General features: G+C 60.3%; 11 protein-coding genes. 6 read left to right on the top strand and 5 right to left on the bottom strand.

All coding sequences use genetic code 11. The features are described from left to right. Position 1: 1 nt before the first annotated feature. Complete coding sequence (waaF, locus tag AC3IT9_RS02360) at positions 2-1,036, bottom strand: lipopolysaccharide heptosyltransferase II (RefSeq protein WP_489271904.1); 1,035 nt, start codon at positions 1,034-1,036, stop codon at positions 2-4. 307 nt (positions 1,037-1,343) lie between these two features. Further along, on the bottom strand, positions 1,344-4,283 hold the full coding sequence (gene glnE, locus AC3IT9_RS02355) for a bifunctional [glutamate--ammonia ligase]-adenylyl-L-tyrosine phosphorylase/[glutamate--ammonia-ligase] adenylyltransferase (RefSeq protein ID WP_489271902.1): 2,940 nt from the start codon (positions 4,281-4,283) through the stop codon (positions 1,344-1,346). A gap of 383 nt (positions 4,284-4,666) precedes the next feature. On the opposite strand from glnE, the gene aceE reads away from it, so the two are divergent. The 5 genes from aceE to msrA all read left to right on the top strand — a co-directional run bounded on the left by aceE (position 4,667) and on the right by msrA (position 14,758). Next, positions 4,667-7,312 (top strand): pyruvate dehydrogenase (acetyl-transferring), homodimeric type, encoded by a 2,646-nt coding sequence (gene aceE, locus AC3IT9_RS02350; protein WP_353741964.1) that lies wholly within the window; start codon positions 4,667-4,669, stop codon positions 7,310-7,312. Between the two features lie 11 nt (positions 7,313-7,323). After that, positions 7,324-9,285, top strand: a complete 1,962-nt coding sequence (gene aceF / locus AC3IT9_RS02345; protein WP_489271900.1) for a dihydrolipoyllysine-residue acetyltransferase — start codon at positions 7,324-7,326, stop codon at positions 9,283-9,285. 272 nt (positions 9,286-9,557) lie between these two features. Continuing rightward, on the top strand, positions 9,558-10,952 hold the full coding sequence (locus tag AC3IT9_RS02340; protein ID WP_489273476.1) for an alkaline phosphatase D family protein: 1,395 nt from the start codon (positions 9,558-9,560) through the stop codon (positions 10,950-10,952). Positions 10,953-11,181: 229 nt separating this feature from the next. Next, positions 11,182-13,875: a putative bifunctional diguanylate cyclase/phosphodiesterase gene (locus AC3IT9_RS02335; RefSeq protein ID WP_489271898.1), complete on the top strand. Its 2,694-nt coding sequence runs from the start codon at positions 11,182-11,184 to the stop codon at positions 13,873-13,875. 217 nt (positions 13,876-14,092) lie between these two features. Beyond that, positions 14,093-14,758 (top strand): peptide-methionine (S)-S-oxide reductase MsrA, encoded by a 666-nt coding sequence (msrA, locus tag AC3IT9_RS02330; RefSeq protein ID WP_353741960.1) that lies wholly within the window; start codon positions 14,093-14,095, stop codon positions 14,756-14,758. Between the two features lie 158 nt (positions 14,759-14,916). On the opposite strand, the gene AC3IT9_RS02325 is transcribed toward msrA, so the two are convergent. From AC3IT9_RS02325 to putP, 3 genes are all read right to left on the bottom strand, one after another. Continuing rightward, positions 14,917-15,756 (bottom strand): 23S rRNA (adenine(2030)-N(6))-methyltransferase RlmJ, encoded by an 840-nt coding sequence (locus AC3IT9_RS02325; protein ID WP_489271897.1) that lies wholly within the window; start codon positions 15,754-15,756, stop codon positions 14,917-14,919. 115 nt (positions 15,757-15,871) lie between these two features. Beyond that, positions 15,872-16,195 carry a hypothetical protein gene (locus AC3IT9_RS02320; protein WP_489271896.1) on the bottom strand — a complete coding sequence of 108 codons (324 nt, stop codon included), beginning with the start codon at positions 16,193-16,195 and terminating at the stop codon, positions 15,872-15,874. A gap of 436 nt (positions 16,196-16,631) precedes the next feature. Further along, positions 16,632-18,116, bottom strand: a complete 1,485-nt coding sequence (putP, locus tag AC3IT9_RS02315; RefSeq protein WP_150754772.1) for a sodium/proline symporter PutP — start codon at positions 18,114-18,116, stop codon at positions 16,632-16,634. Between the two features lie 461 nt (positions 18,117-18,577). Between putP and putA the strand changes: the two genes are divergently transcribed. After that, on the top strand, positions 18,578-22,528 hold the full coding sequence (gene putA / locus AC3IT9_RS02310; RefSeq protein WP_489271894.1) for a trifunctional transcriptional regulator/proline dehydrogenase/L-glutamate gamma-semialdehyde dehydrogenase: 3,951 nt from the start codon (positions 18,578-18,580) through the stop codon (positions 22,526-22,528). The last annotated feature ends 250 nt before the right edge of the window (positions 22,529-22,778 follow it).

Below are 22,778 nucleotides of genomic sequence, written 5' to 3'. Positions count from 1 at the left end.
GCTATTTGACCTCGACCGGAGTGCCTTGCAACCGCTGCAGGGCTTCGTTCACCGCTTGCGGCATGAGTTGGCGCAGGCAGTTGTAATGGCCGAAACGGCAGGTGCGGTCGAAGCACGGGCTGCACTCGATGCCCAGGCGTACGATTTCGACATGCTCGGCCAACGGTGGCGTGAAACCCGGCGACGTCGACCCGTAGACCGCGACCAGCGGACGGTTCAGCGCGGCGGCGACGTGCATCAGGCCGGAGTCGTTGGACACCACCGCATCGGCGCAGGACATCAGGTCGATGGCTTCGGCCAGCGAGGTGCCGCCACTGAGGTTCACTGACTCTTCACGCAGACCGGGAATCAGCCGCGCGCGGATGTCTTCGCCCACGGCGTGATCGTTTTTCGAACCGAACAGCCAGACTTGCCAGCCTTCGCGGATCTTCGCTTCGGCAACCTTGGCGTAATGCTCGGATGGCCAGCGCTTGGACTCGCCGAACTCGGCACCGGGGCACAGGGCCAACACTGGGCGGTCGAGGGTCAGGCCGAATTTGGCCAGCGCCGCTTCGCGGGTAACCGGGTCGATCTGCAGTGTCGGACGCGGATAGGGTTTTGGCAGTTCAACGCCCGGCTCGTAAGCCAGGGCCATGAAGCGCTCGATCATCAGCGGATAACGATCCTTGTCCAGCGTACGCACGTCATTGAGCAGGCCATAGCGAAACTCGCCACGCCAGCCGGTGCGTTTCGGGATGCCGGCAAAGAACGGCACCAGCGCCGACTTCAGGGAGTTGGGCAACAGGATCGCCTGGTCGTACTGGCCAGCCAGGGATTTGCCGATGCGCCGACGCGTTGCCAGTTCCAGGACACCGTGACCGAGCGGAAAGCTCAAGGCCTGGCGAACTTCGGGCATGCGCTCAAGAATCGGCCGGCTCCATTCGGGGGCCAGCACGTCGATTTCGCATTGCGGGTGGCGTTGTTTCAGACACTGGAAAAGTGTCTGCGCCATCACCATGTCACCGACCCAACTGGGCCCAACGATCAGAATTTTCATGTGGTTTCCATAAACGAACCGGGGAGGCCTACGCCTCCCCGCCTCGAGAATCTCTGCGGGAGCACGGCGACTTGCGATGGGTCATCACCTTCAACATTGCTGTCGACTGTCACTCCGCTATCGCGAGCAGGCTCGCTCCCACATTGGGTATTTATGTACATCTATCTGCATGACATTGCAGATTTACTGTGGGAGCGAGCTTGCTCGCGATGAGGGCGTCACATCCAACATCAATGGTGACTGTACCTCCGCCATCGCGAGCAAGCTCGCTCCCACAGGGGATATTGGGCGTATCAAATATCCCGTTTCAGCTTAGCCCCAGCTCACGCCAGATCCGCATGACCTGCCGCCGTTCGTCCGTGAACTGGTCGCCCGGTATCACCCCCGGGTCCTTCTGCAAGGCCTGCCGGTGGGCGGCGGAGCGGTACGCTTTATACGCTTCACGCAACAGGCTGGCATCTTCGACGGGCATCAGCCCTTCATGCTCCAGCTCTTCCAGAATGCGGATATTGTCCGTCCAGCGCAGCAATGGCGGGTGTGTTTCGGACCACGCCAGAGCCGCGTATTGCACCATAAATTCAATATCGACGATACCTCCGGCGTCCTGCTTGATATCGAACGGCGCCGTGGCTTCGAAGGCATTTGCCCCGGTGCCGGCCGCGGTGCTCTTGCTGCCGAGGTTATCGCGCATCTTGGCGCGCATCTCGCTGACCTCCTGGCGCAGGGTCGGCAGATCACGCGTCTTGCCCAATATCGCAGCGCGGACTTTCTCGAAGGCCTGGCCGACATCCTGACTGCCCACCAACACCCGCGCCCGTACCAGCGCCTGGTGTTCCCAGGTCCAGGCTTCGTTCTCCTGATAACGGGCAAACGCCCCCAGGGAGCTCACCAGCAAGCCCGACGCACCGGACGGCCGCAGACGCATGTCCACTTCATACAGCTGCCCGGAGTTGGTCTGCGCCGTCAGCAAGTGAATGATCCGCTGCCCCAGCCGGGTGAAAAATTGCGCGCCATCGATGGGTTTGACGCCATCGGTTTCAGCCTGCGGATCGCCGTCGTGGATGAACACCAGGTCCAGGTCCGAACCATGCCCGAGTTCCAGACCGCCGACTTTCCCATAACCGACAATGATGAAGCCGGGATCGCACAAGGTGCCGTCGGTGCGCAGCGGCGTGCCGTACTTGGCCACGGTTTGCCGCCAGGCCAGTGCCAGCACCTGCTCCAGGATCGCTTCGGCGAGCCAGGTCAGGTAATCGCTGACTTTCATCAGCGGCAGGCTGCCGGCGATTTCCGAGGCGGCCACCCGCAAGCGGTGCGCCAGCTTGAAATGACGCAGGGCTTCCATTTGCTGCTCGAGGTCGTCCTCGGGGATCCGCGTCAGGCGCTCGCGCAACTCGGCCGCCAGTTCTGGCGCCAGTGGCGGCTTGAACAGCCGGCCTTCGTTGAGCAATTCGTCCAGCAACAACGGGAAACGGGTGATTTGCTCGGCGATCCACGGGCTCGCCGCGCACAGCGTCAGCAACCGCCGCAACGCACTGGGGTTCTCGGTCAGCAGCACCAGGTACGCGGAACGACGGGCCACGGCTTCGACCAGCGGCAGCACCCGTTCCAGTACCAGGTCCGGATTGTCATGTTCCACGGCCTGTGCCAGCAAACGCGGAATAAAAGCATCGAGACGTTCGCGCCCCAGACGCTGCATTGCCCTCAATTGCGGGCTACCGCGCAAGCCAGCCAGGGCTCTCAAGGCTTTGGGAGCATCCTTGAAACCGCCCTCCTCCAGTTGGCGGCAAGCGGCCTCATCGTCCTGGGCCTCTTCCCACAGCGGCAACCACTCACCGCCGACCACCACTTCGCTTTCGGCGCCCTGCTCTTCGTCGGGATCGGCGATCACCTGCCCGAAGTGCCAGGCCACTCGACCGCGCCAGTACATCAGTTGCTCGTGGAAAGCCGTCCAGTTGGCGAAACCCAGCATAAAGGCAATGCGCGCCTGATCCTGCTCGCCAACGGGCAACATTTGCGTCTGGCGATCGGCAATCGCCTGAATCGCGTGTTCGGTGTAACGCAGGAATTCGTAACCTTCACGCAGCTCGCTGATCACGGCCGGCGGCAGGTAACCCTGGCCTTCCAGCGTGCTCAGCACCTTTAATAGTGGACGCTGCTGCAAGCTCAGATCGCGGCCGCCGTGGATAAGCTGGAACGCTTGGGCAATGAACTCGACTTCGCGAATACCGCCGGAACCAAGCTTGATGTTGTCGGCCATGCCCTTGCGCCGCACTTCCTGCTGGATCAGCTGCTTCATGGTGCGCAGCGCTTCGATGGCCGAGAAGTCCAGGTAACGCCGGTAAACGAATGGCCGCAGCATGTCTTGCAGTTGCGCCCCGGCCACTTGATCGCCGGCCACCACCCGCGACTTGATCATCGCGTAGCGTTCCCAGTCGCGCCCCTGATCCTGGTAATACTGCTCCAGCGCGTTGAAGCTCAGCACCAGCGCACCCGCCGAACCGTAGGGACGCAAGCGCATGTCGACGCGGAATACAAAGCCGTCGACGGTCATCGGGTCCAGGGCCTTGATCAGCCGCTGACCCAGACGAATGAAGAATTCCTGGTTATCCAGCGCGCGTTTGACGCCGACGGTTTCGCCACCCTCGGGATAGGCGAAAATCAGGTCGATGTCCGACGACAGGTTCAGCTCCACGGCACCGAGCTTGCCCATGCCGAGGATGACCATCTGCTGCGGCTCGCCGCTGCGCCGGCCGGTCGGCACGCCGAACTGCTGGCAATGTCGCGTGTACAACCATTGATAGGCCTGATCGATGCTGGCATCGGCCATGTCCGAAAGGTCACGGCAGGTCTGGATCAAATCGGCCTGGCGGGTCAGGTCGCGCCAGATGATCCGCACCTGATGGCGCGCACGCTGGCGGCGCAAGGCGCGGCCAAGCAGATCGTCGGTCTCGGCCACGCTCACGGCGGCCGCGATCTGCCCGCACAACTCGCCGGGAGCGAAGCCGCGGTCCAGTTCGCCGGACTGCACCAGCTCCAGCAACATCAAAGGGTCACGAACACACTGTTCAATCACGAAATCGCTGGCGGCGGTGACGCGGGCAAATTGCGCCCAGCGTTCCAGCGTCCAGGCAGACAGCCCGTGGTCATCGTCCAGGGCGGCGACGGCAGCCCGGAACGACTGCTCGGCGCGGGTGACAAACGGCAGGAGAATGGCGGGCAGTTCGGCAAGCGAAGGGAGGCTCATGGTCTATCCTTGATCGGCGTACAACGGACTGCATGTAGTGGTTTGCGAAAACCCACTACCTGAGGGAGTGTCGAACAAAAGTTAGAAATAGCTGAAATTTCTTTAATTTTGGCAGCCAGCATCAAGCTTTTACCTTCTGTAGTTGGAAAAAGACCAACCTTAACGATTATTCTCACAACGCAGCCGGTGGCCACAAGCCGCTCTTCTGTAGTTTTACTACTCGTATATACATTAGCCGGGCTGAAATGCCGGAAGATTTGTAGTAAAACTACACGCCGCCGGAACAACCTATCGGCAATCCAAGAATTTATATCGTCTGCCCACAAGGCCAGTCGCAAACTCAGGCAACCGATTCTGGAAGCCTTTCCGCCCTGGAGCAAGCCATGCAAGACCTCGATCCCGTCGAAACCCAGGAATGGCTGGACGCCCTGGAATCGGTTCTCGACAAAGAAGGCGAAGACCGTGCTCACTATCTGATGACCCGTATGGGTGAACTGGCGACCCGCAGCGGTTCGCAGTTGCCTTACGCCATCACCACGCCTTACCGCAACACCATCCCGGTAACCCACGAAGCACGCATGCCTGGCGACCTGTTCATGGAACGCCGCATTCGCTCGCTGGTACGCTGGAACGCGATGGCCATGGTAATGCGTACGAACCTGAAAGATTCTGACCTCGGCGGTCACATCTCCAGCTTCGCCTCCAGTGCGACCCTGTATGACATTGGCTTCAACTACTTCTTCCAGGCCCCGAGCGACGAACACGGCGGCGACCTGATCTACTTCCAGGGCCACACCTCGCCAGGCGTTTACGCCCGTGCATTCATGGAAGGCCGCATCACCGAAGACCAGATGAACAACTTCCGCCAGGAAGTCGACGGTCAGGGCCTGTCGTCCTACCCGCACCCTTGGCTGATGCCTGACTTCTGGCAGTTCCCGACCGTATCCATGGGTCTGGGCCCGATCCAGGCGATCTACCAGGCACGCTTCATGAAGTACCTGGAACACCGCGGCTTCATCCAGCCAGGCAAACAGAAAGTCTGGTGTTTCCTGGGCGACGGCGAGTGCGACGAGCCGGAATCCCTGGGCGCAATTTCCCTGGCCGGCCGCGAGAAGCTGGACAACCTGATCTTCGTCATCAACTGCAACCTGCAGCGCCTCGACGGCCCGGTTCGCGGCAACGGCAAGATCATCCAGGAACTCGAAGGCGTGTTCCGCGGTGCTCAGTGGAACGTGACCAAAGTCATCTGGGGCCGTTTCTGGGACCCACTGCTGGCCAAGGACGTCGACGGCATCCTGCAACGCCGTATGGACGAAGTCATCGACGGCGAGTACCAGAACTACAAAGCCAAAGACGGCGCGTTCGTGCGTGAACACTTCTTCAACACGCCTGAACTCAAGGCAATGGTCGAAGACCTGTCCGACGACGAGATCTGGAAACTCAACCGTGGCGGCCACGACCCGTACAAGGTCTACGCGGCGTACCACGAAGCGGTCAACCACAAAGAACAACCGACCGTTATCCTGGCCAAGACCATCAAAGGTTATGGCACCGGTGCCGGCGAAGCGAAAAACACCGCGCACAACACCAAGAAGGTCGATGTCGAAAGCCTGAAGTTGTTCCGCGACCGCTTCGACATCCCGGTCAAGGACGATGAACTGGAAAACCTGCCATTCTTCAAACCGGAAGAAGGCAGCGCCGAAGCCCGTTACCTGAGCGAGCGCCGTACCGCACTGGGCGGCTTCGTACCTCAGCGTCGCGCCAAGAGCTTCAACATCCCGACTCCGCCACTGGACACCCTCAAGGCGATCCTGGACGGCTCGGGCGACCGCGAAATCTCCACCACCATGGCCTTCGTGCGGATCCTCGCGCAACTGGTCAAGGACAAGGAAATCGGCCCGCGCATCGTGCCGATCATCCCGGACGAAGCCCGTACCTTCGGTATGGAAGGCATGTTCCGTCAGCTGGGCATCTACTCCTCCGTCGGCCAGCTCTACGAGCCAGTCGATAAAGACCAGGTGATGTTCTACAAGGAAGACCAGAAGGGCCAGATCCTCGAGGAAGGCATCAACGAAGCGGGCGCCATGAGCTCCTTCATCGCTGCCGGTACTTCGTACTCCAGCCACAACCAGCCGATGCTGCCGTTCTACATCTTCTACTCGATGTTCGGCTTCCAGCGTATCGGCGACCTGGCATGGGCCGCCGGCGACAGCCGCACCCGTGGCTTCCTGATCGGTGGCACCGCCGGCCGTACCACCCTGAACGGTGAAGGCCTGCAACACGAAGACGGTCACAGCCACCTGCTGGCCTCGACCATCCCGAACTGCCGCACCTACGATCCAACCTACGGCTACGAGCTGGCGGTGATCATTCAGGACGGCATGAAGAAGATGACCGAAGAGCAACAGGACGTCTTCTACTACATCACCGTGATGAACGAGTCGTACCAGCAGCCAGCCATGCCGGCCGGTGCCGAAGAAGGCATCAAGAAAGGCATGTACCTGCTCGAAGAAGACAACCGCGAAGCGGCGCACCACGTTCAGCTGATGGGCTCCGGCACCATCCTGCGTGAAGTCCGTGAAGCGGCGAAGATCCTGCGCGAAGAGTTCAACGTCGGCGCCGACGTGTGGAGCGTTACCAGCTTCAACGAACTGCGTCGCGACGGCCTGGCCGTTGAGCGCACCAACCGTCTGCACCCTGGCCAGAAGCCTAAGCTGAGCTACGTCGAAGAGTGCCTGAACGGCCGTAAAGGTCCGGTCATCGCGTCTACCGACTACATGAAACTGTTCGCCGAGCAGATCCGTCAGTGGGTACCGTCCAAGGAATTCAAAGTCCTGGGCACCGACGGTTTCGGCCGCAGCGACAGCCGCAAGAAACTGCGTCATTTCTTCGAAGTCGACCGTCATTTCGTGGTGTTGGCAGCCCTGGAAGCACTGGCTGACCGTGGCGACATCGAACCTAAGGTTGTGGCCGAGGCCATTGCCAAGTTCGGTATCAACCCGGAAAAACGCAACCCACTGGACTGCTGAGGAGAGATTCTGTGAGCGAACTCATTCGCGTACCTGACATCGGCAGCGGTGAAGGTGAAGTAATTGAACTGTTTGTGAAGGTCGGCGACCGTATCGAAGCCGACCAGAGCATCCTGACACTTGAGTCGGACAAGGCGAGCATGGAAGTGCCTGCGCCGAAGGCCGGTATCATCAAGAGCCTGAAAGTGAAGCTGGGCGATCGCCTGAAAGAAGGCGACGAACTGCTGGAGCTGGAAGTCGAAGGTGCCGCTGTTGCGGCCCCTGCGGCGGCCCCTGCGGCTGCCGCTGCGCCGGCGGCCAAGGCTGAAGCCAAACCGGCTGCAGCTCCTGCTGCCGCCCCTGCTGCTGCGCCGGCTGCTGCCAGCGTTCAGCAAGTGCACGTGCCGGACATCGGTTCGTCGGGCAAGGCCCAGATCATCGAGATCCAGGTCAAGGTCGGCGACACCGTCGCGGCTGATCAGTCGCTGATCACCCTGGAGTCGGACAAGGCGAGCATGGAAATCCCGTCGCCTGCCGCTGGCGTGGTCAAGGCCATCAGCGTCAAGCTCAATGACGAAGTCGGCACCGGCGACCTGATCCTGGATCTGGAAGTGGCAGGTGCTGCTGCACCGGCCGTTGCTCCGGCCCAGGCTGCAGCTCCAACTGCCGCCGCTGCGCCTGCTCCTGTAGCAGCTCCGGCTGCACCGGTTGCCGACAGCGTTCAGGACATCCACGTTCCGGACATCGGTTCGGCGGGCAAGGCCAAGATCATCGAAGTCCTGGTCAAGGCCGGCGACACCGTTGTGGCCGACCAGTCGCTGATCACCCTGGAATCCGACAAGGCGAGCATGGAAATCCCGTCGCCAGCCGCTGGCGTGGTGGAAAGCGTTTCCATCAAGCTCGATGACGAAGTCGGTACCGGCGACCTGATCCTCAAGCTGAAAGTCAAAGGCGCTGCACCGGCCGCCGCACCGGCACCTGCCGCTGCTGCTCCGAGCGCTCCGGCTCCAGCTGCTGCTCCTGCCGCCGCCGCACCTGTTGCTGCCCCGGTTGCTACTCCAGCCAAGCCTGGCGCGAAAGTTCACGCCGGCCCTGCCGTGCGTCAACTGGCCCGTGAATTCGGCGTCGAGCTGAACGCAGTGGGTGCCAGCGGTCCGCACGGTCGCATCCTGAAAGAAGACGTGCAGGTTTACGTCAAGGCCATGATGCAGAAGGCCAAGGAAGCACCGGCCGCTGCTGCTGGCGCAACCGGTGGCGCGGGCATCCCGCCGATTCCGGTCGTGGACTTCAGCCGCTTCGGTGAGATCGAAGAAGTGCCGATGACCCGCCTGATGCAGGTCGGCGCCGCCAACCTGCACCGCAGCTGGCTGAACGTGCCGCACGTGACGCAATTCGACTCGGCGGATATCACTGAGCTCGAAGCGTTCCGTGTTGCCCAGAAAGCCGTTGCAGAGAAGGCCGGCGTCAAGCTGACCATCCTGCCGTTGCTGCTCAAGACCTGCGCGCACCTGCTCAAGGAACTGCCGGACTTCAACAGCTCGCTGGCGCCAAGCGGCAAAGCGATCATCCGCAAGAAGTACGTGAACATCGGCTTCGCCGTCGACACCCCGGATGGCCTGCTGGTACCGGTCATCAAGAACGTCGACCAGAAGAGCCTGCTGCAACTGGCCGCCGAGGCTGCTTCCCTGGCTGAAAAAGCCCGGACCAAGAAGCTCTCGTCGGACGAGATGCAAGGCGCCTGCTTCACCATTTCCAGTCTCGGCCACATTGGCGGCACCGGCTTCACGCCGATCGTCAACGCGCCGGAAGTGGCGATCCTCGGTGTCTCCAAGGCAACCATCCAGCCAGTCTGGGACGGCAAAGCCTTCCAGCCGAAACTGATGCTGCCGCTGTCGCTGTCCTACGATCACCGCGTGATCAACGGCGCCGCTGCTGCACGCTTCACCAAGCGTCTGAGCGATCTGCTGGGCGACATCCGCACCATGCTCCTGTAACACCGACCGGCCCTCCTTCACCGGAGGGCCGATCGCGTTCCACGTTTCCGAGCGCCACGCTCGTACCTCAACCCCGCCAATTTGGCGGGGCTTTTTTTGCCTGCACGAAACGCAGGCAATGTCCTACATGCCTGATTTGATTGCCCCACACCCCCCATCCCTTTTTGCCCGATATTTTCCCGCCTGCAAACACTTAGCCTTAAAGCCCAAAACTACGATGGCAACGTTTAAAGCCACTGGTTGATTAGTTCATTATTCGAATGGATTCGAACATGCTAAAACTCTCTGTCGGCCCAATAGTTGGGCACACTACAACTGATCACGCGCGTATCTTTGTGTGCGGCAAAGCGCAAAAAGATGCACCCGTATTTGCCGGCATCCGTTATCGGCAGTCCGGGCATGAACAATGGCTTAAAACTACCTTTGCAAGGCTGACAAACCTGCAAGACATGTCCGATGTCATTACTCTCAATAACCTGGCGGCCGATACCGAATACGAATACCAGGCCGGCTGGTTCAGTACCACGAGTGCCGGACACTCTGTGGATTCGCTGCAAGAACTGCCGCTGCAATGGCCGCAAGAACTCTATCGCTTGCGCACCCGATCCGGCACGCTCGGCACGCCACGAGCCTATTTCGTTGGCTCATGTCGTTACTTGCGGATGACCGCCGGCATCCCGTCGGCGCCACACCTGGGCGACCGGATATTTGCCTCGATTACACAACTGGCACAGCAAGCCGACCCGCCGGTCAGCGCGATGTTGATGACTGGCGATCAGATCTATGTCGATGATTTGAATTTTTTCGCGCCTGACCGCGAATATCAGCAAATTCTCGCAAAATACCGTGCAGCTTTCTCCCAGCCGCATATTTCCAGGTTAATGGCCAACCTATCGACTTACATGATCCTCGACGATCACGAAATTGAAGATAACTGGCCGGCCAAGAAAAGATCAGGCGATGATGTTCTATATAAAAACGCCATCACTGCTTATGAGTTATATCAAGCCAGCCACAGCCCGGCATTTGAATTACTTGACGATGGGCGGATCCGCCGGCATCCGAAGCACTATTGGTATCAGTTCACCGATGGCGATATCGAATGGTTTGTCACCGATAGTCGCACCCGGCGCAATCTATCCGCCGATGATCGCCGCCTGCTTGATACCGAACAGGAATATGCCCTGTGCCAATGGCTGATCCGCAGCCCGGCGCGGGTCAAACTGGTGGTCACCAGCGTGATGTTCTTCCCCGATGCCAGGCAAAACGGGGATGACGCCTGGGCCGGTTTTCCCGGGCAACGGCTGCGGTTGCTGGAGACCATTCGTTCGCACCGGCTGAAGAATGTCATTTTCGTTTCCGGTGACGTTCACGGCTCCTTGACCAGTCGACTGACCCACAGCGAAGACCCGGACTTTGAGGTGCACACCATCGTGTCGTCGCCATTGTGCAACATCAAACTGATGCCCTATGCCAGTCGATCCAGCTTTATCCTCGACCGGCCATTGGCACGCAACGATGCAGGTGAATATCGACAGGAATTGACCGGCAAAGTCATCAGTCAGGATAACTTCGCGCACCTGGTCATCGATACAAAGCGCATTCAGGTGAATTACCACGATCGGGATGGCAAGTTGCTGCAATCGACAGGCATCAATTTGCGCTGATGGCAAAAAATCACAGCCTTCGGGACACCCCCCAAGGCTGCGATCTGATCAATAACAATACTTTCTGCCAGGAACTGCAGAAATCTTCACGCCTGCCGACATATTCTTATAGCACTTGGCCTTCATCTCTCTTGTCAGTCGGTGTCGCAATGATGCAACCTTGCCGCAGGCAACAGTCAAGAGGGCGAGAGCCCAGCGCGTTCAGCATATTCGAAGCGAGTTTCCCTCCATGAAAAGCCAACCCGATGCCGCCAGCCGTATGGTGGCCGAGGTAGTGACGCAGTTGCCTGTGCCCTCGCGGCTCGGCATGCTGCGTTTCGAACGGCTTAATGAACCCAGCTGGGCGCTGCTGTTTCTCGATCCCAATTGCGAGCGCCAGTTCGGCCTGCCAGCCGTGGAGCTGTGTGCGCTGGTGGGTTCGCCCTACGCCAGCCTGATGGAGCCGCAAGCGCGCTATGAACTGCACGACGCGATCCAGCAGCAACTGAGCGAAAGCACGCACTACCTGATCCGCTACACCCTGCACACCGCCTCTGGCTCCCTGAATCTGCTGGAGCTGGGCGAAGCCTACAAACAACACAATCGACACCTGTTACGCGGCTACCTGCTGGTCATCGACGGCCTGTTCGAGGATGACCCGCTGCAACCGGCCCTGGATCTGGAAACCCAGAACTCGCGCCTGCAAATCGCCCTGGAACTCAATCAGCGTGCCCAGCAGGAACAACTGCTGCATCTGGACCGGGTGCGTGCCCAGCAGGACCTGATCCTGCTGCTCACCCGTCAACGCTACAGCAGCAACAACTCCTTGCGCGAAGCCGCCGAGCTGATCACCCGCAGCGCCTGCGACATTTACGAAATCGACTGCGCCAGCCTGTGGCACCTCGAAGGCTCGATGCTGGTGCCGATCTCGGCCTATCACCGCACGACTCAGGAATACCTGCTGCCGCAGCCAATCGACGTCAGTGTGTTCCCCGATTACCTCGACGCCTTGCACACCGGCCGCGCCATCGACGCCCATAACGCCATGCGTGACCCGCGCACCCGGGAGATGGCCGAAAGCCTGCGCCCGCGTGACGTCAACGCAATGCTCGACGCCAGTATCCGCGTCGATGGTCAGGTGGTCGGTGTCTTGTGCCTGGAGCAGACCGGTGCGACCCGCGCCTGGCAGTCAGATGAAATCGCCTTCGCCGGAGAGCTGGCAGACCAGTTTGCCCAGGTCATCAGCAACCACAACCGGCGAACCGCCACCAGCGCCCTGCACCTGTTCCAGCGGGCAGTCGAACAAAGTGCCAACGCCTTTTTGCTGGTCAACTGCGACGGCGTTGTCGAATACGTCAACCCGAGCTTCACTGCGATCACCCAATATTCCACCGAAGAAGTGCACGGCCAGCGCCTGTCAGAACTACCGGCCCTGGAGAACCTCAGCGAACTGCTGTTCGACGCGCCTTCAGCACTGGCCAAGAGCAACAGTTGGCAGGGCGAATTCAAGAGCCGCCGGAAAAACCTCGAACCCTATTGGGGCCAGTTGTCGATCTCCAAGGTTTACGGCGACAACCGCGAGCTGACCCACTACATCGGCATCTACGAAGACATCACCCAGACCAAGCTCGCTCAGCAACGCATCGAGCGCCTGGCCTACACCGACAACCTGACCAACCTTGGCAATCGCCCGGCGTTCATCCGCAACCTCGATGAACGCTTCGCCCGGGACAGCGACGCGCCGATCAGCCTGTTGCTGGTGGACATCGACAACTTCAAGCGGATCAACGACAGCCTCGGCCACCAGACCGGCGACAAACTGCTGATCAGCCTGGCCCGGCGCCTGCGCAACAGCCTGATCCCGAGCGGCAGCCTGGCGCGATTCGCCAGTAACGAATTCGCCGTATTGCTGGACAACAGCGACCTCACGGTCGGCCAGCAAGTGGCCAATCAATTGCTGGCGACCCTCGACAAACCGATGTTCGTCGACAACCAGTTGATCAGCGTCACCGGCTCTGTGGGCCTGGCCTGCGCGCCGCTGCACGGGCGCGACCCGCAAACCCTGATGCGCAACGCCGGGTTGGCGCTGCACAAGGCCAAGGCCAACGGCAAGCACCAGGTGCAAGTGTTCACCGAAGCGCTGAACGCCGAGGCCAGCTACAAGCTGTTCGTCGAGAACAACCTGCGCCGCGCCCTGACCCAGAACGAACTCGACGTGTTCTATCAGCCAAAACTGTGCCTGCGCAGCGGGCGCCTATTGGGGATGGAAGCCCTGCTGCGCTGGGACCATCCGGAAAAGGGCATGATCCGCCCGGATCAGTTCATCAGCGTCGCTGAAGAAACCGGGCTGATCATCCCGATCGGCAAATGGATCGCCCGCCAGGCTTGCCGCATGAGCAAAGCGCTGACCGCCGCCGGCCTGGGCAACCTGCAAGTGGCGATCAACCTGTCGCCCAAGCAGTTCTCCGATCCGGACCTGGTGGCCTCCATTGCCAACATCCTCAAGGAAGAAGCCCTGCCAGCTCATTTGCTGGAGCTGGAGCTGACCGAAGGCCTGCTGCTGGAAGCCACCGAAGACACCCACTTGCAGCTCGACCAGCTCAAGCGCCTGGGCCTGACCCTGGCCATGGACGATTTCGGCACCGGTTACTCGTCGCTCAGTTACTTGAAGAAATTCCCCATCGACATCATCAAGATCGATCGAAGCTTCATCCACGAAATCCCGGACAACCAGGACGACATGGAAATCACCTCCGCGGTGATCGCCATGGCGCACAACCTGAAAATCAAGGTCGTGGCTGAAGGCATCGAAACCGCCGAGCAGTTGTCGTTCCTGCGCCGTCACCGCTGCGACGTCGGCCAGGGCTACCTGTTCGACCGCCCGATCCCGGGCAATGAGCTGATCGACAAGCTCAAACGCTACCCGCGCGGCCCAATCGTCTGACAAACACAGAACCTGCGGCAGACACAGATTCTGTGGCAGGCAAAGAACTGTGGGAGCGAGCTTGCTCGCGATAGCGGTGGATCAGTCGACATTGATACTGAAAGTTATGCCCTCATCGCGAGCAAGCCCGCTCCCACAAGGTAGTGCGTATCGGGCAGGTATTGGGCACACTGACGGTCTGTTTATTTACAACCCAACCTGACTGAGAGGACTGATCATGGTTCTGCGCTCGGAAATTCTGGTGAACAAAAACGTGCTCCCTACTAAAGAACAAGCTCTGCCTGGTCGCGAAACCGCGATGACCCTGCCTGAAAAGCACTTTGTGTTTAAAGACACCCCCTTGCTCGGCCCGTTCTTCGAAGATGTCGACTTCGCGATCTTCGGCCTCGGCTGCTTCTGGGGCGCGGAACGCCGCTTCTGGCAGCGTGAGGGCGTGGTCAGCACCGTGGTCGGCTACGCCGGCGGTTTCACGCCGAACCCGACCTACGAAGAAGTCTGCTCGGGCCTGACCGGCCACACCGAAGTGGTGCTGGTGGTGTATGACAAGGCCAAGGTCAGCTACGAAGAACTGCTGGTGATGTTCTGGGAACTGCACAACCCGACGCAAGGCATGCGCCAGGGCAATGACATCGGCACCCAGTACCGTTCGGTGATCTACGCCACTAGCCAGGAACAACTGGACGCGGCGCTCAAGAGCAAGGAAACCTACCAGGCCGAGCTGTCCAAGGCTGGTCTCGGTGAAATCAGCACCGAAATCGACCAGGCTCCGACCGTCTACTTTGCCGAGACGTATCACCAGCAGTACCTGGCGAAAAACCCGGAAGGCTATTGCGGGATCGGCGGTACCGGCGTGTGCATGCCACCGAGCCTGGCGGGTAACTAACCCTGAACTGTGGCGAGGGAGCTTGCTCCCGCTCGGTTGCGCAGCAATCGCAAAACCGGAGAACCGGTTCTTACTGAAAGAACGCAGTTACCGGTTTTTAGGGGTGCTTCGCACCCCAGCGGGAGCAAGCTCCCTCGCCACAGGTTGTTGATTGCTGATCAACTCTCGGCAATCAACCAATCCATCCGCCACCCACCCTGGGTCTGCCCCAGCTTCTCAGACAACCACGGCAGCAACTCACGCAACTCTTCCTCCAGCCCCCACGGCGGATTGGCAATCGCCAGCCCGGAACCGTTCAGACTGTTGGGCGTATCCAGCGGATGCACCAGCAACTCCACCCGCAACAACTTCGGCGCGCCGGTACCGGCCAGGTCCTGATAGAAGCGGCGCAGCGCGCGCTGATCCTTCACCGGGTACCAGATAGCCGCCACGGTCTGGCGCATCCGGCCAATCGCTTCCTTCAACGACGCGGCACAGCGCTGCATCTCGTCGAGCTTCTCGAACGGCGGATCGATCAACATCACCGCACGCTTCTCCGGCACCGGCAACAAGGCCCGCGGCACATGCCAGCCCTCGCCCAGGTGCACCTTGACCCGGCGATCACCGGCCATGTTGTCCTTGAGCAGCACGCCGTCTTCCGGGTGTTTCTCGTTGAGCAACACACGGTCCTGCGGACGAGTCAGACGTCGCGCCAACTCCGGCGACCCCGGGTAATAGCGCAACTGGCCATCAGGGTTCATCTCGTGCAGCACTTGCATGTAATCAGCGGTCAGGATCGGCAGATCCGTCTGATCCCACAAACGCGCAATGCCTTCCAGGTACTCACCGGTACGGTTGGCCTGGTCACCCTGAAGGTCATACAGACCGATGCCAGCGTGGGTGTCGAGATAGGCAAACGGCTGCTCCTTGCGCGACATCAGGGCGATGAGGCGGGTCAAGGTCAGGTGTTTGAACACATCGGCGTGATTGCCGGCATGGAAGGCGTGACGATAATTCATGGTTGCTCCTGCGAAGGCCGGGGAGTTTACCTTTTACCGGCCGGCAAGTCAGGGGTTGGCAGCCAAGCGGCCAGTTGAGGCACTGCACACCCCCTCACCACAAAAGCCTTCTGCGCTAAGCCGACGTCTGCGCCCGCAACCGCCGCCCAACCACATCCAGCACATCACAGCCATCGCGCAACGTAATAGCGCAGAGCAAGGCGAAATCGCTGAGGATGAAGGACTCGCACTCGATCGAACCGCGCATGGACAGGTTCTCAAGCACTTGGGTGACTGCGCGGATTCTATAGTTGGCAGCGTCGGTGAGGATGTCGAGTGGCGCGTGGGTGTCGACGAACAGGGTGGGCATATCGGTGCAGTTGCTGGTCAATGCCATGAAGCGGTTGTCGGGATGGGGGATTGGTTTTTTGTAAGGTGGGTCAGGGTGAATTGTTTTCATTAGTAGCTCCCAAAGATGAATCGGAGCTGCCATCAGCCTTCCTACAGGCCAGGGTGGCAGCTAAGCGCGGGGTAGGAATATCGAGACCTTTGGGAAAACCCGACCACGCCGAAGCGTGCCCGCGCATAGCTGCCGCAACTGATCTTACGGGCGCATGTAAACGACCGCAAACCAAGTATTGACGCTAAGTGCTTCCCATCGGCCTTGAGAGGTTCCTACACCCCACCACTGAATTGTCAGTGACCGCAAAAGACTATCGACGGAACTCGCATCGCACCAGTTCATGAAAACCGCTACGTTTTGAAGGAAACGTCCGAGGACCCTGCCCGGAAAATTCGCACCACGGATATCGGAGAAGCAAAAAAAAACGGCCCGCACTGTTAAAGCTGCGAGCCGTTCTTTTATCAGGGATGGGTAGAGTTCAACCCATCACTCATCACTTGTTCAGGCGGTAATCATTCTCTGCAGCAGCAAAACGCTGGAACATGCCGGCAGTCGGCGTGCCCATTTTGCTGACGAAGTAGATCGCCAGGCTGGCGAAGATGAAACCAGGGATGATTTCGTACAGGCCCAGCAGTTCGAAGTGTTTCCAGACGATCACGGTGATCGCGCCGACCAGGATACCGGCCAGTGCGCCGTTGCGGGTCATGTCTTTCCAGATCACGGAGATCAGCACGACTGGACCGAATGCGGCACCGAAACCGGCCCAGGCGTAGCTCACCAGACCCAGTACACGGTTTTCCGGGTTGGACGCCAGGGCGATCGCAACCAGAGCCACCAACAGCACCATGGCACGGCCGACCCACACCAGTTCAACCTGGGAAGCGGATTTACGCAGGAAGGTCTTGTAGAAGTCTTCGGTCAGGGCGCTCGAGCACACCAGCAACTGGCAGCTCAGGGTGCTCATCACCGCAGCCAGAATGGCCGACAGCAGGATACCCGCGATCCATGGGTTGAAGAGGATCTTGGCCAGTTCGATGAACACACGCTCGTGGTTCTCGGAGACTGCGCCCGCCATGTCCGGGTGCGCCGAGAAGTAGGCGATACCGAAGAAGCCGACTGCCACGGTGCCGCCCAGGCACAGGATCATCCAGGTCATGGAGATGCGACGGGCCTTGGCGATCGATTTAACCGAATCGGCAGCCATGAAACGCGCCAGGATGTGCGGCTGTCCGAAGTAGCCCAGACCCCAGCCCATCAGCGAGATGATGCCGATGAAAGTGGTGCCCTTGAGCATGTCGAAGTTGCTTGGATCTTGCGCTTCGATGGCCAGGAAAGTGGTGTCGACGCCGCCAGTGGCCAGCAGCACGATAACCGGCGTCAGGATCAACGCGAAGATCATCAGGGTGGCTTGTACGGTATCGGTCCAGCTCACGGCCAGGAATCCGCCGATAAAGGTGTAGGCAATCGTCGCCGCAGCACCGGCCCACAGCGCCGTCTCGTAGGACATGCCGAAGGTGCTTTCGAACAGACGGGCGCCGGCCACGATGCCGGAAGCGCAGTAGATGGTGAAGAACACCAGGATCACGACCGCGGAGATGATCCGCAGCAGGCCGCTTTTGTCTTCGAAACGGCTGGCGAAGTAGTCCGGCAGGGTCAGTGCATCACCGTTGTGCTCGGTCTGCACCCGCAGACGGCCGGCGACGAACAGCCAGTTCAGGTAGGCGCCGACGATCAGGCCGATGGCGATCCAGCTTTCGGAAAGGCCGGACATGTAGATCGCGCCGGGCAAGCCCATCAACAACCAGCCGCTCATGTCGGAGGCACCGGCGGACAGTGCGGTCACGACGCTGCCCAGGCTACGGCCGCCCAGAATGTAGTCGGAAAGGTTGTTGGTGGAGCGATAGGCCATCAAGCCGATCAGCACCATTGCTGCGATGTAGATCACGAACGTGATCAGGGTTGGATTGCTTACGCTCATTAAGTTACGCCCTGGCTTTGTTTTTATGTAGCGGCGGCTGGTGAACCGCTCGCAAACGCATACGTTTGACAGACGATCCGGATTCCCGCGCATTTATGACTGATGTTTCCCCAGGAAAGCCATCAGCCGGAGCACCCGGATTTTGTCCTGGTTGCACCTTGGGCGCGAATGCTATTCAACAAAGCAAATAAGGTGCAACCAGTTTCTTGGGAATAAGTTGCACCTAGTCGGAAATAAACGTTAAAAATCGTTTTTTGCTCCTTTTCGGAGCAAAAACGAGTGTTAACTCACCAGAAAAGCACCAAGCAAATGCAGCACAGCCGTACCAGAATTTATTTCCTGACGAGCTGCGTAATATTCCGACAAAAAAAGGGTTGCACCCGGTTGCACCTCAACAGTCTCACGGCTAATCTTGCCGCCAGCTGATGCCACGCAGTCGTGGCAAACATGAGGATAAAAACATGGCTACCACCACCCTTGGGGTCAAACTTGACGACCCGACCCGCGAACGCCTCAAGGCCGCCGCGACCTCGATTGATCGCACGCCGCACTGGCTGATCAAGCAGGCAATCTTCAATTACCTGGAAAAACTCGAGGGTGGTGCAACCCTGACCGAGCTGAGCGGTTTGACCAAGGATTCCGACGACAGCGTCGACGCGCCTCTGGATCACGCCCACCAGTGCTTCCTGGAATTCGCCGAAAGCATCCTGCCGCAATCGGTACTGCGCGCATCGATCACCGCCGCTTACCGTCGCCCTGAGCCGGAAGTCGTGCCGATGCTGATCGAGCAGGCACGCCTGCCAGCACCGATGGCCGAAGCCACCAACAAACTCGCCGCTTCGATTGCTGAAAAACTGCGCAACCAGAAGAGCGCTGGCGGCCGTGCCGGCATCGTTCAGGGCCTGCTGCAGGAATTCTCCCTGTCCTCCCAGGAAGGCGTGGCGCTGATGTGCCTGGCCGAGGCGCTGCTGCGCATCCCGGACAAAGGCACCCGCGACGCACTGATCCGCGACAAGATCAGCACCGGCAACTGGCACCCGCACCTGGGCAACAGCCCTTCGCTGTTCGTCAACGCTGCCACCTGGGGCTTGCTGCTGACCGGCAAACTGGTGTCGACCCACAACGAAGCGGGTTTGACTTCGTCCTTGAGCCGCATCATCGGCAAGAGCGGCGAGCCGATGATCCGCAAGGGCGTCGACATGGCCATGCGCCTGATGGGCGAGCAGTTCGTGACCGGCGAAACCATCGCCGAAGCCCTGGCCAACGCCAGCAAGTTCGAAGCCAAGGGCTTCCGCTATTCCTACGACATGCTGGGTGAAGCCGCACTCACCGAGCACGACGCCCAGAAGTACCTGGCCTCGTACGAACAAGCCATCCACTCGATCGGCAAAGCCTCCCACGGTCGCGGGATCTATGAAGGCCCTGGCATTTCGATCAAGCTGTCCGCCCTGCATCCACGCTACAGCCGCGCCCAGTACGAGCGCGTGATGGACGAGCTGTACCCGCGCCTGCTGTCGCTGACCCTGCTGGCCAAGCAATACGACATCGGCCTGAACATCGACGCCGAAGAAGCCGACCGCCTGGAGCTGTCGCTGGATCTGCTCGAGCGCCTGTGCTTCGAGCCGCAACTGACTGGCTGGAACGGCATCGGTTTCGTCATCCAGGCTTACCAGAAGCGTTGCCCTTACGTGATCGACTACGTGATCGACCTGGCTCGCCGCAGCCGTCATCGCCTGATGATCCGTCTGGTGAAAGGCGCGTACTGGGACAGCGAAATCAAGCGCGCCCAGGTCGAAGGCCTGGAAGGCTACCCGGTCTACACCCGCAAGGTGTACACCGACGTGTCCTACATCGCTTGCGCCCGCAAACTGCTGTCGGTGCCGGAAGTCATCTACCCGCAGTTCGCCACGCACAACGCCCACACCCTGTCGGCCATTTATCACATCGCCGGTCAGAACTATTACCCGGGCCAGTACGAGTTCCAGTGCCTGCACGGCATGGGTGAACCGCTGTACGAACAGGTTGTAGGCAAAGTCTCCGAAGGCAAGCTGAACCGTCCGTGCCGCGTGTACGCCCCGGTCGGCACCCACGAAACCCTGCTGGCCTACCTGGTGCGTCGCCTGCTGGAAAACGGCGCGAACACCTCGTTCGTCAACCGCATCGCCGACCAGTCGATTTCCATCCAGGAACTGGTGGCCGATCCGGTAGCCAGCATCGAGCAGATGGCGACCGTGGAAGGTGGTTTCGGCCTGCCGCACCCGCGCATTCCACTGCCGCGTGACCTGTATGGCTCCGAGCGCGCCAACTCCAGCGGCATCGACATGGCCAACGAACATCGTTTGGCTTCGCTGTCCTGCGCGCTGCTCGCTACCGCACACAACCACTGGAAAGCGGCGCCGATGCTCGGTTGCGCCTCCAGCACCGAAGCGCCGGCACCGGTCTTGAACCCGTCCGATCTGCGTGACGTGGTCGGCCATGTGCAGGAAGCGACCGTCGAAGACGTCGACAACGCGATCCAGTGCGCCCTCAACGCTGCGCCGATCTGGCAGGCCACCCCGCCCGCCGAGCGCGCCGCGATCCTGGAACGTGCTGCCGATCTGATGGAAGCCGAGATCCAGCCGCTGATGGGCCTTCTGGCTCGTGAAGCCGGCAAGACCTTCGCCAACGCTATCGCCGAAGTGCGTGAAGCCGTGGACTTCCTGCGTTATTACGCGGTGCAGGCTCGCAACGATTTCACCAATGACGCTCACCGTCCGCTAGGCCCAGTGGTGTGCATCAGCCCGTGGAACTTCCCGCTGGCGATTTTCAGTGGTCAAGTGGCTGCTGCCCTCGCCGCCGGTAACCCGGTATTGGCCAAGCCTGCGGAACAGACTCCACTGGTTGCAGCTCAAGCCGTGCGCCTGCTGCTCGAAGCCGGCATCCCGGAAGGCGTGCTGCAATTGCTGCCGGGTCGTGGCGAAACCGTCGGTGCCGGCCTGGTGGGTGATGATCGCGTCAAAGGCGTGATGTTCACCGGTTCGACCGAAGTCGCGCGCTTGCTGCAACGCAACATCGCCGGCCGCCTGGACAGCCAGGGTCGTCCGATCCCGCTGATCGCCGAAACCGGTGGCCAGAACGCGATGATCGTCGACTCTTCGGCACTGACCGAACAGGTTGTCATCGACGTGGTTTCCTCGGCATTCGACAGCGCCGGCCAGCGTTGCTCGGCCCTGCGTGTACTGTGCTTGCAGGAAGATTCCGCCGAGCGCGTCATCGAAATGCTCAAGGGCGCGATGGCTGAAAGCCGTCTCGGCAACCCTGAGCGACTGTCCGTGGACATCGGCCCGGTGATCGACGCCGAAGCCAAGGCTGGTATCGAGAAGCACATCCAGGCCATGCGCGACAAAGGTCGCAGCGTGTACCAGGTGGCCATCGCCGACGCCGAAGAAGTCAAACGCGGCACCTTCGTGATGCCGACGCTGATCGAACTGGAAAGCTTCGACGAGTTGCAGCGGGAGATCTTCGGCCCGGTGCTGCACGTGGTCCGCTACAAGCGCAAGGACATCGATCAACTGATCGGACAGATCAACGCTTCCGGCTACGGCCTGACCCTGGGCGTGCACACCCGCATCGACGAGACCATTGCCAAGGTGATCGACAACGTCAACGCCGGTAACGTCTACGTCAACCGCAACATCGTCGGTGCCGTGGTCGGCGTTCAACCGTTCGGCGGCGAAGGCCTGTCGGGTACCGGCCCGAAAGCCGGTGGCCCGCTGTACCTGTACCGCCTGTTGTCGACCCGCCCTGCGGATGCGATCGAACAATCCTTCGCTCGCGGTGATGCTGCCGCAGCACCGGACGTTCGTCTGCGCGACGCCATGAGCAAGCCGCTGACCGCCCTGAAAGCCTGGGCCGACAGCCACAAGTTCGCCGACCTGAGCACCCTGTGCGTGCAGTTCGCCGCGCAATCGCAAAGCGGCATCACCCGCCTCCTGGCCGGCCCGACCGGCGAGCGCAACAGCTACGCGATCCTGCCACGGGAACACGTGCTGTGCCTGGCGGAAGTCGAAGGCGATCTGCTGACTCAACTGGCAGCGGTATTGGCAGTCGGTGGTTCGGCGGTGTGGCCGGAAGCTGACATGACCAAGGCCTTGTTCGCACGCCTGCCGAAGGACATTCAGGCACGCATCAAGCTGGTTTCCGACTGGAACAAGGACGAAGTGGTGTTTGATGCGGTTGTGCATCACGGCCATTCCGACCAGTTGCGTGCGGTGTGCCAGCAGGTTGCCAAGCGTGCCGGCGCCATCGTTGGCGTGCAGGGCCTGTCGCAAGGCGAATCCAACATTGCGCTGGAACGCCTGGTGATCGAGCGGGCGTTGAGCGTTAACACCGCTGCGGCGGGTGGTAATGCCAGTTTGATGACGATCGGTTAAACCCGATAAACCGGGCTGCTGCAATGGTTGCCCGGTATGCAATCCCCCTGTGGGAGCGAGCCTGCTCGCGAAGACGGAGTGTCAGTCGACTTCAATGTTGTCTGACTCACCGCTTTCGCGAGCAAGCCCGCTCCCACATTTGTTTTGTGGTGCCTGCTAAGTCGCTGCTCTGCCCCACCATCACGCTCATCAATCATGCTATTCAGTATAAATTCACCAGCCTAGACTCGGCCCATTCCAACAAAAGGTA

This window comes from Pseudomonas sp. KH_046_1, assembly GCF_057839025.1.
This window is presented reverse-complemented; position numbering and strand designations above follow the sequence as displayed.

Bases quoted from the DNA above. Each gene is read 5' to 3' on its own strand.
- aceE (WP_353741964.1), top strand. From the start codon at position 4,667: ATGCAAGACCTCGATCCCGTCGAAACCCAGGAATGGCTGGACGCCCTG.
- waaF (WP_489271904.1), bottom strand. From the start codon at position 1,036: ATGAAAATTCTGATCGTTGGGCCCAGTTGGGTCGGTGACATGGTGATG.
- AC3IT9_RS02325 (WP_489271897.1), bottom strand. From the start codon at position 15,756: ATGAATTATCGTCACGCCTTCCATGCCGGCAATCACGCCGATGTGTTC.
- putA (WP_489271894.1), top strand. From the start codon at position 18,578: ATGGCTACCACCACCCTTGGGGTCAAACTTGACGACCCGACCCGCGAA.
- AC3IT9_RS02320 (WP_489271896.1), bottom strand. From the start codon at position 16,195: ATGAAAACAATTCACCCTGACCCACCTTACAAAAAACCAATCCCCCAT.
- AC3IT9_RS02340 (WP_489273476.1), top strand. From the start codon at position 9,558: ATGCTAAAACTCTCTGTCGGCCCAATAGTTGGGCACACTACAACTGAT.
- msrA (WP_353741960.1), top strand. From the start codon at position 14,093: ATGGTTCTGCGCTCGGAAATTCTGGTGAACAAAAACGTGCTCCCTACT.
- AC3IT9_RS02335 (WP_489271898.1), top strand. From the start codon at position 11,182: ATGAAAAGCCAACCCGATGCCGCCAGCCGTATGGTGGCCGAGGTAGTG.
- putP (WP_150754772.1), bottom strand. From the start codon at position 18,116: ATGAGCGTAAGCAATCCAACCCTGATCACGTTCGTGATCTACATCGCA.
- glnE (WP_489271902.1), bottom strand. From the start codon at position 4,283: ATGAGCCTCCCTTCGCTTGCCGAACTGCCCGCCATTCTCCTGCCGTTT.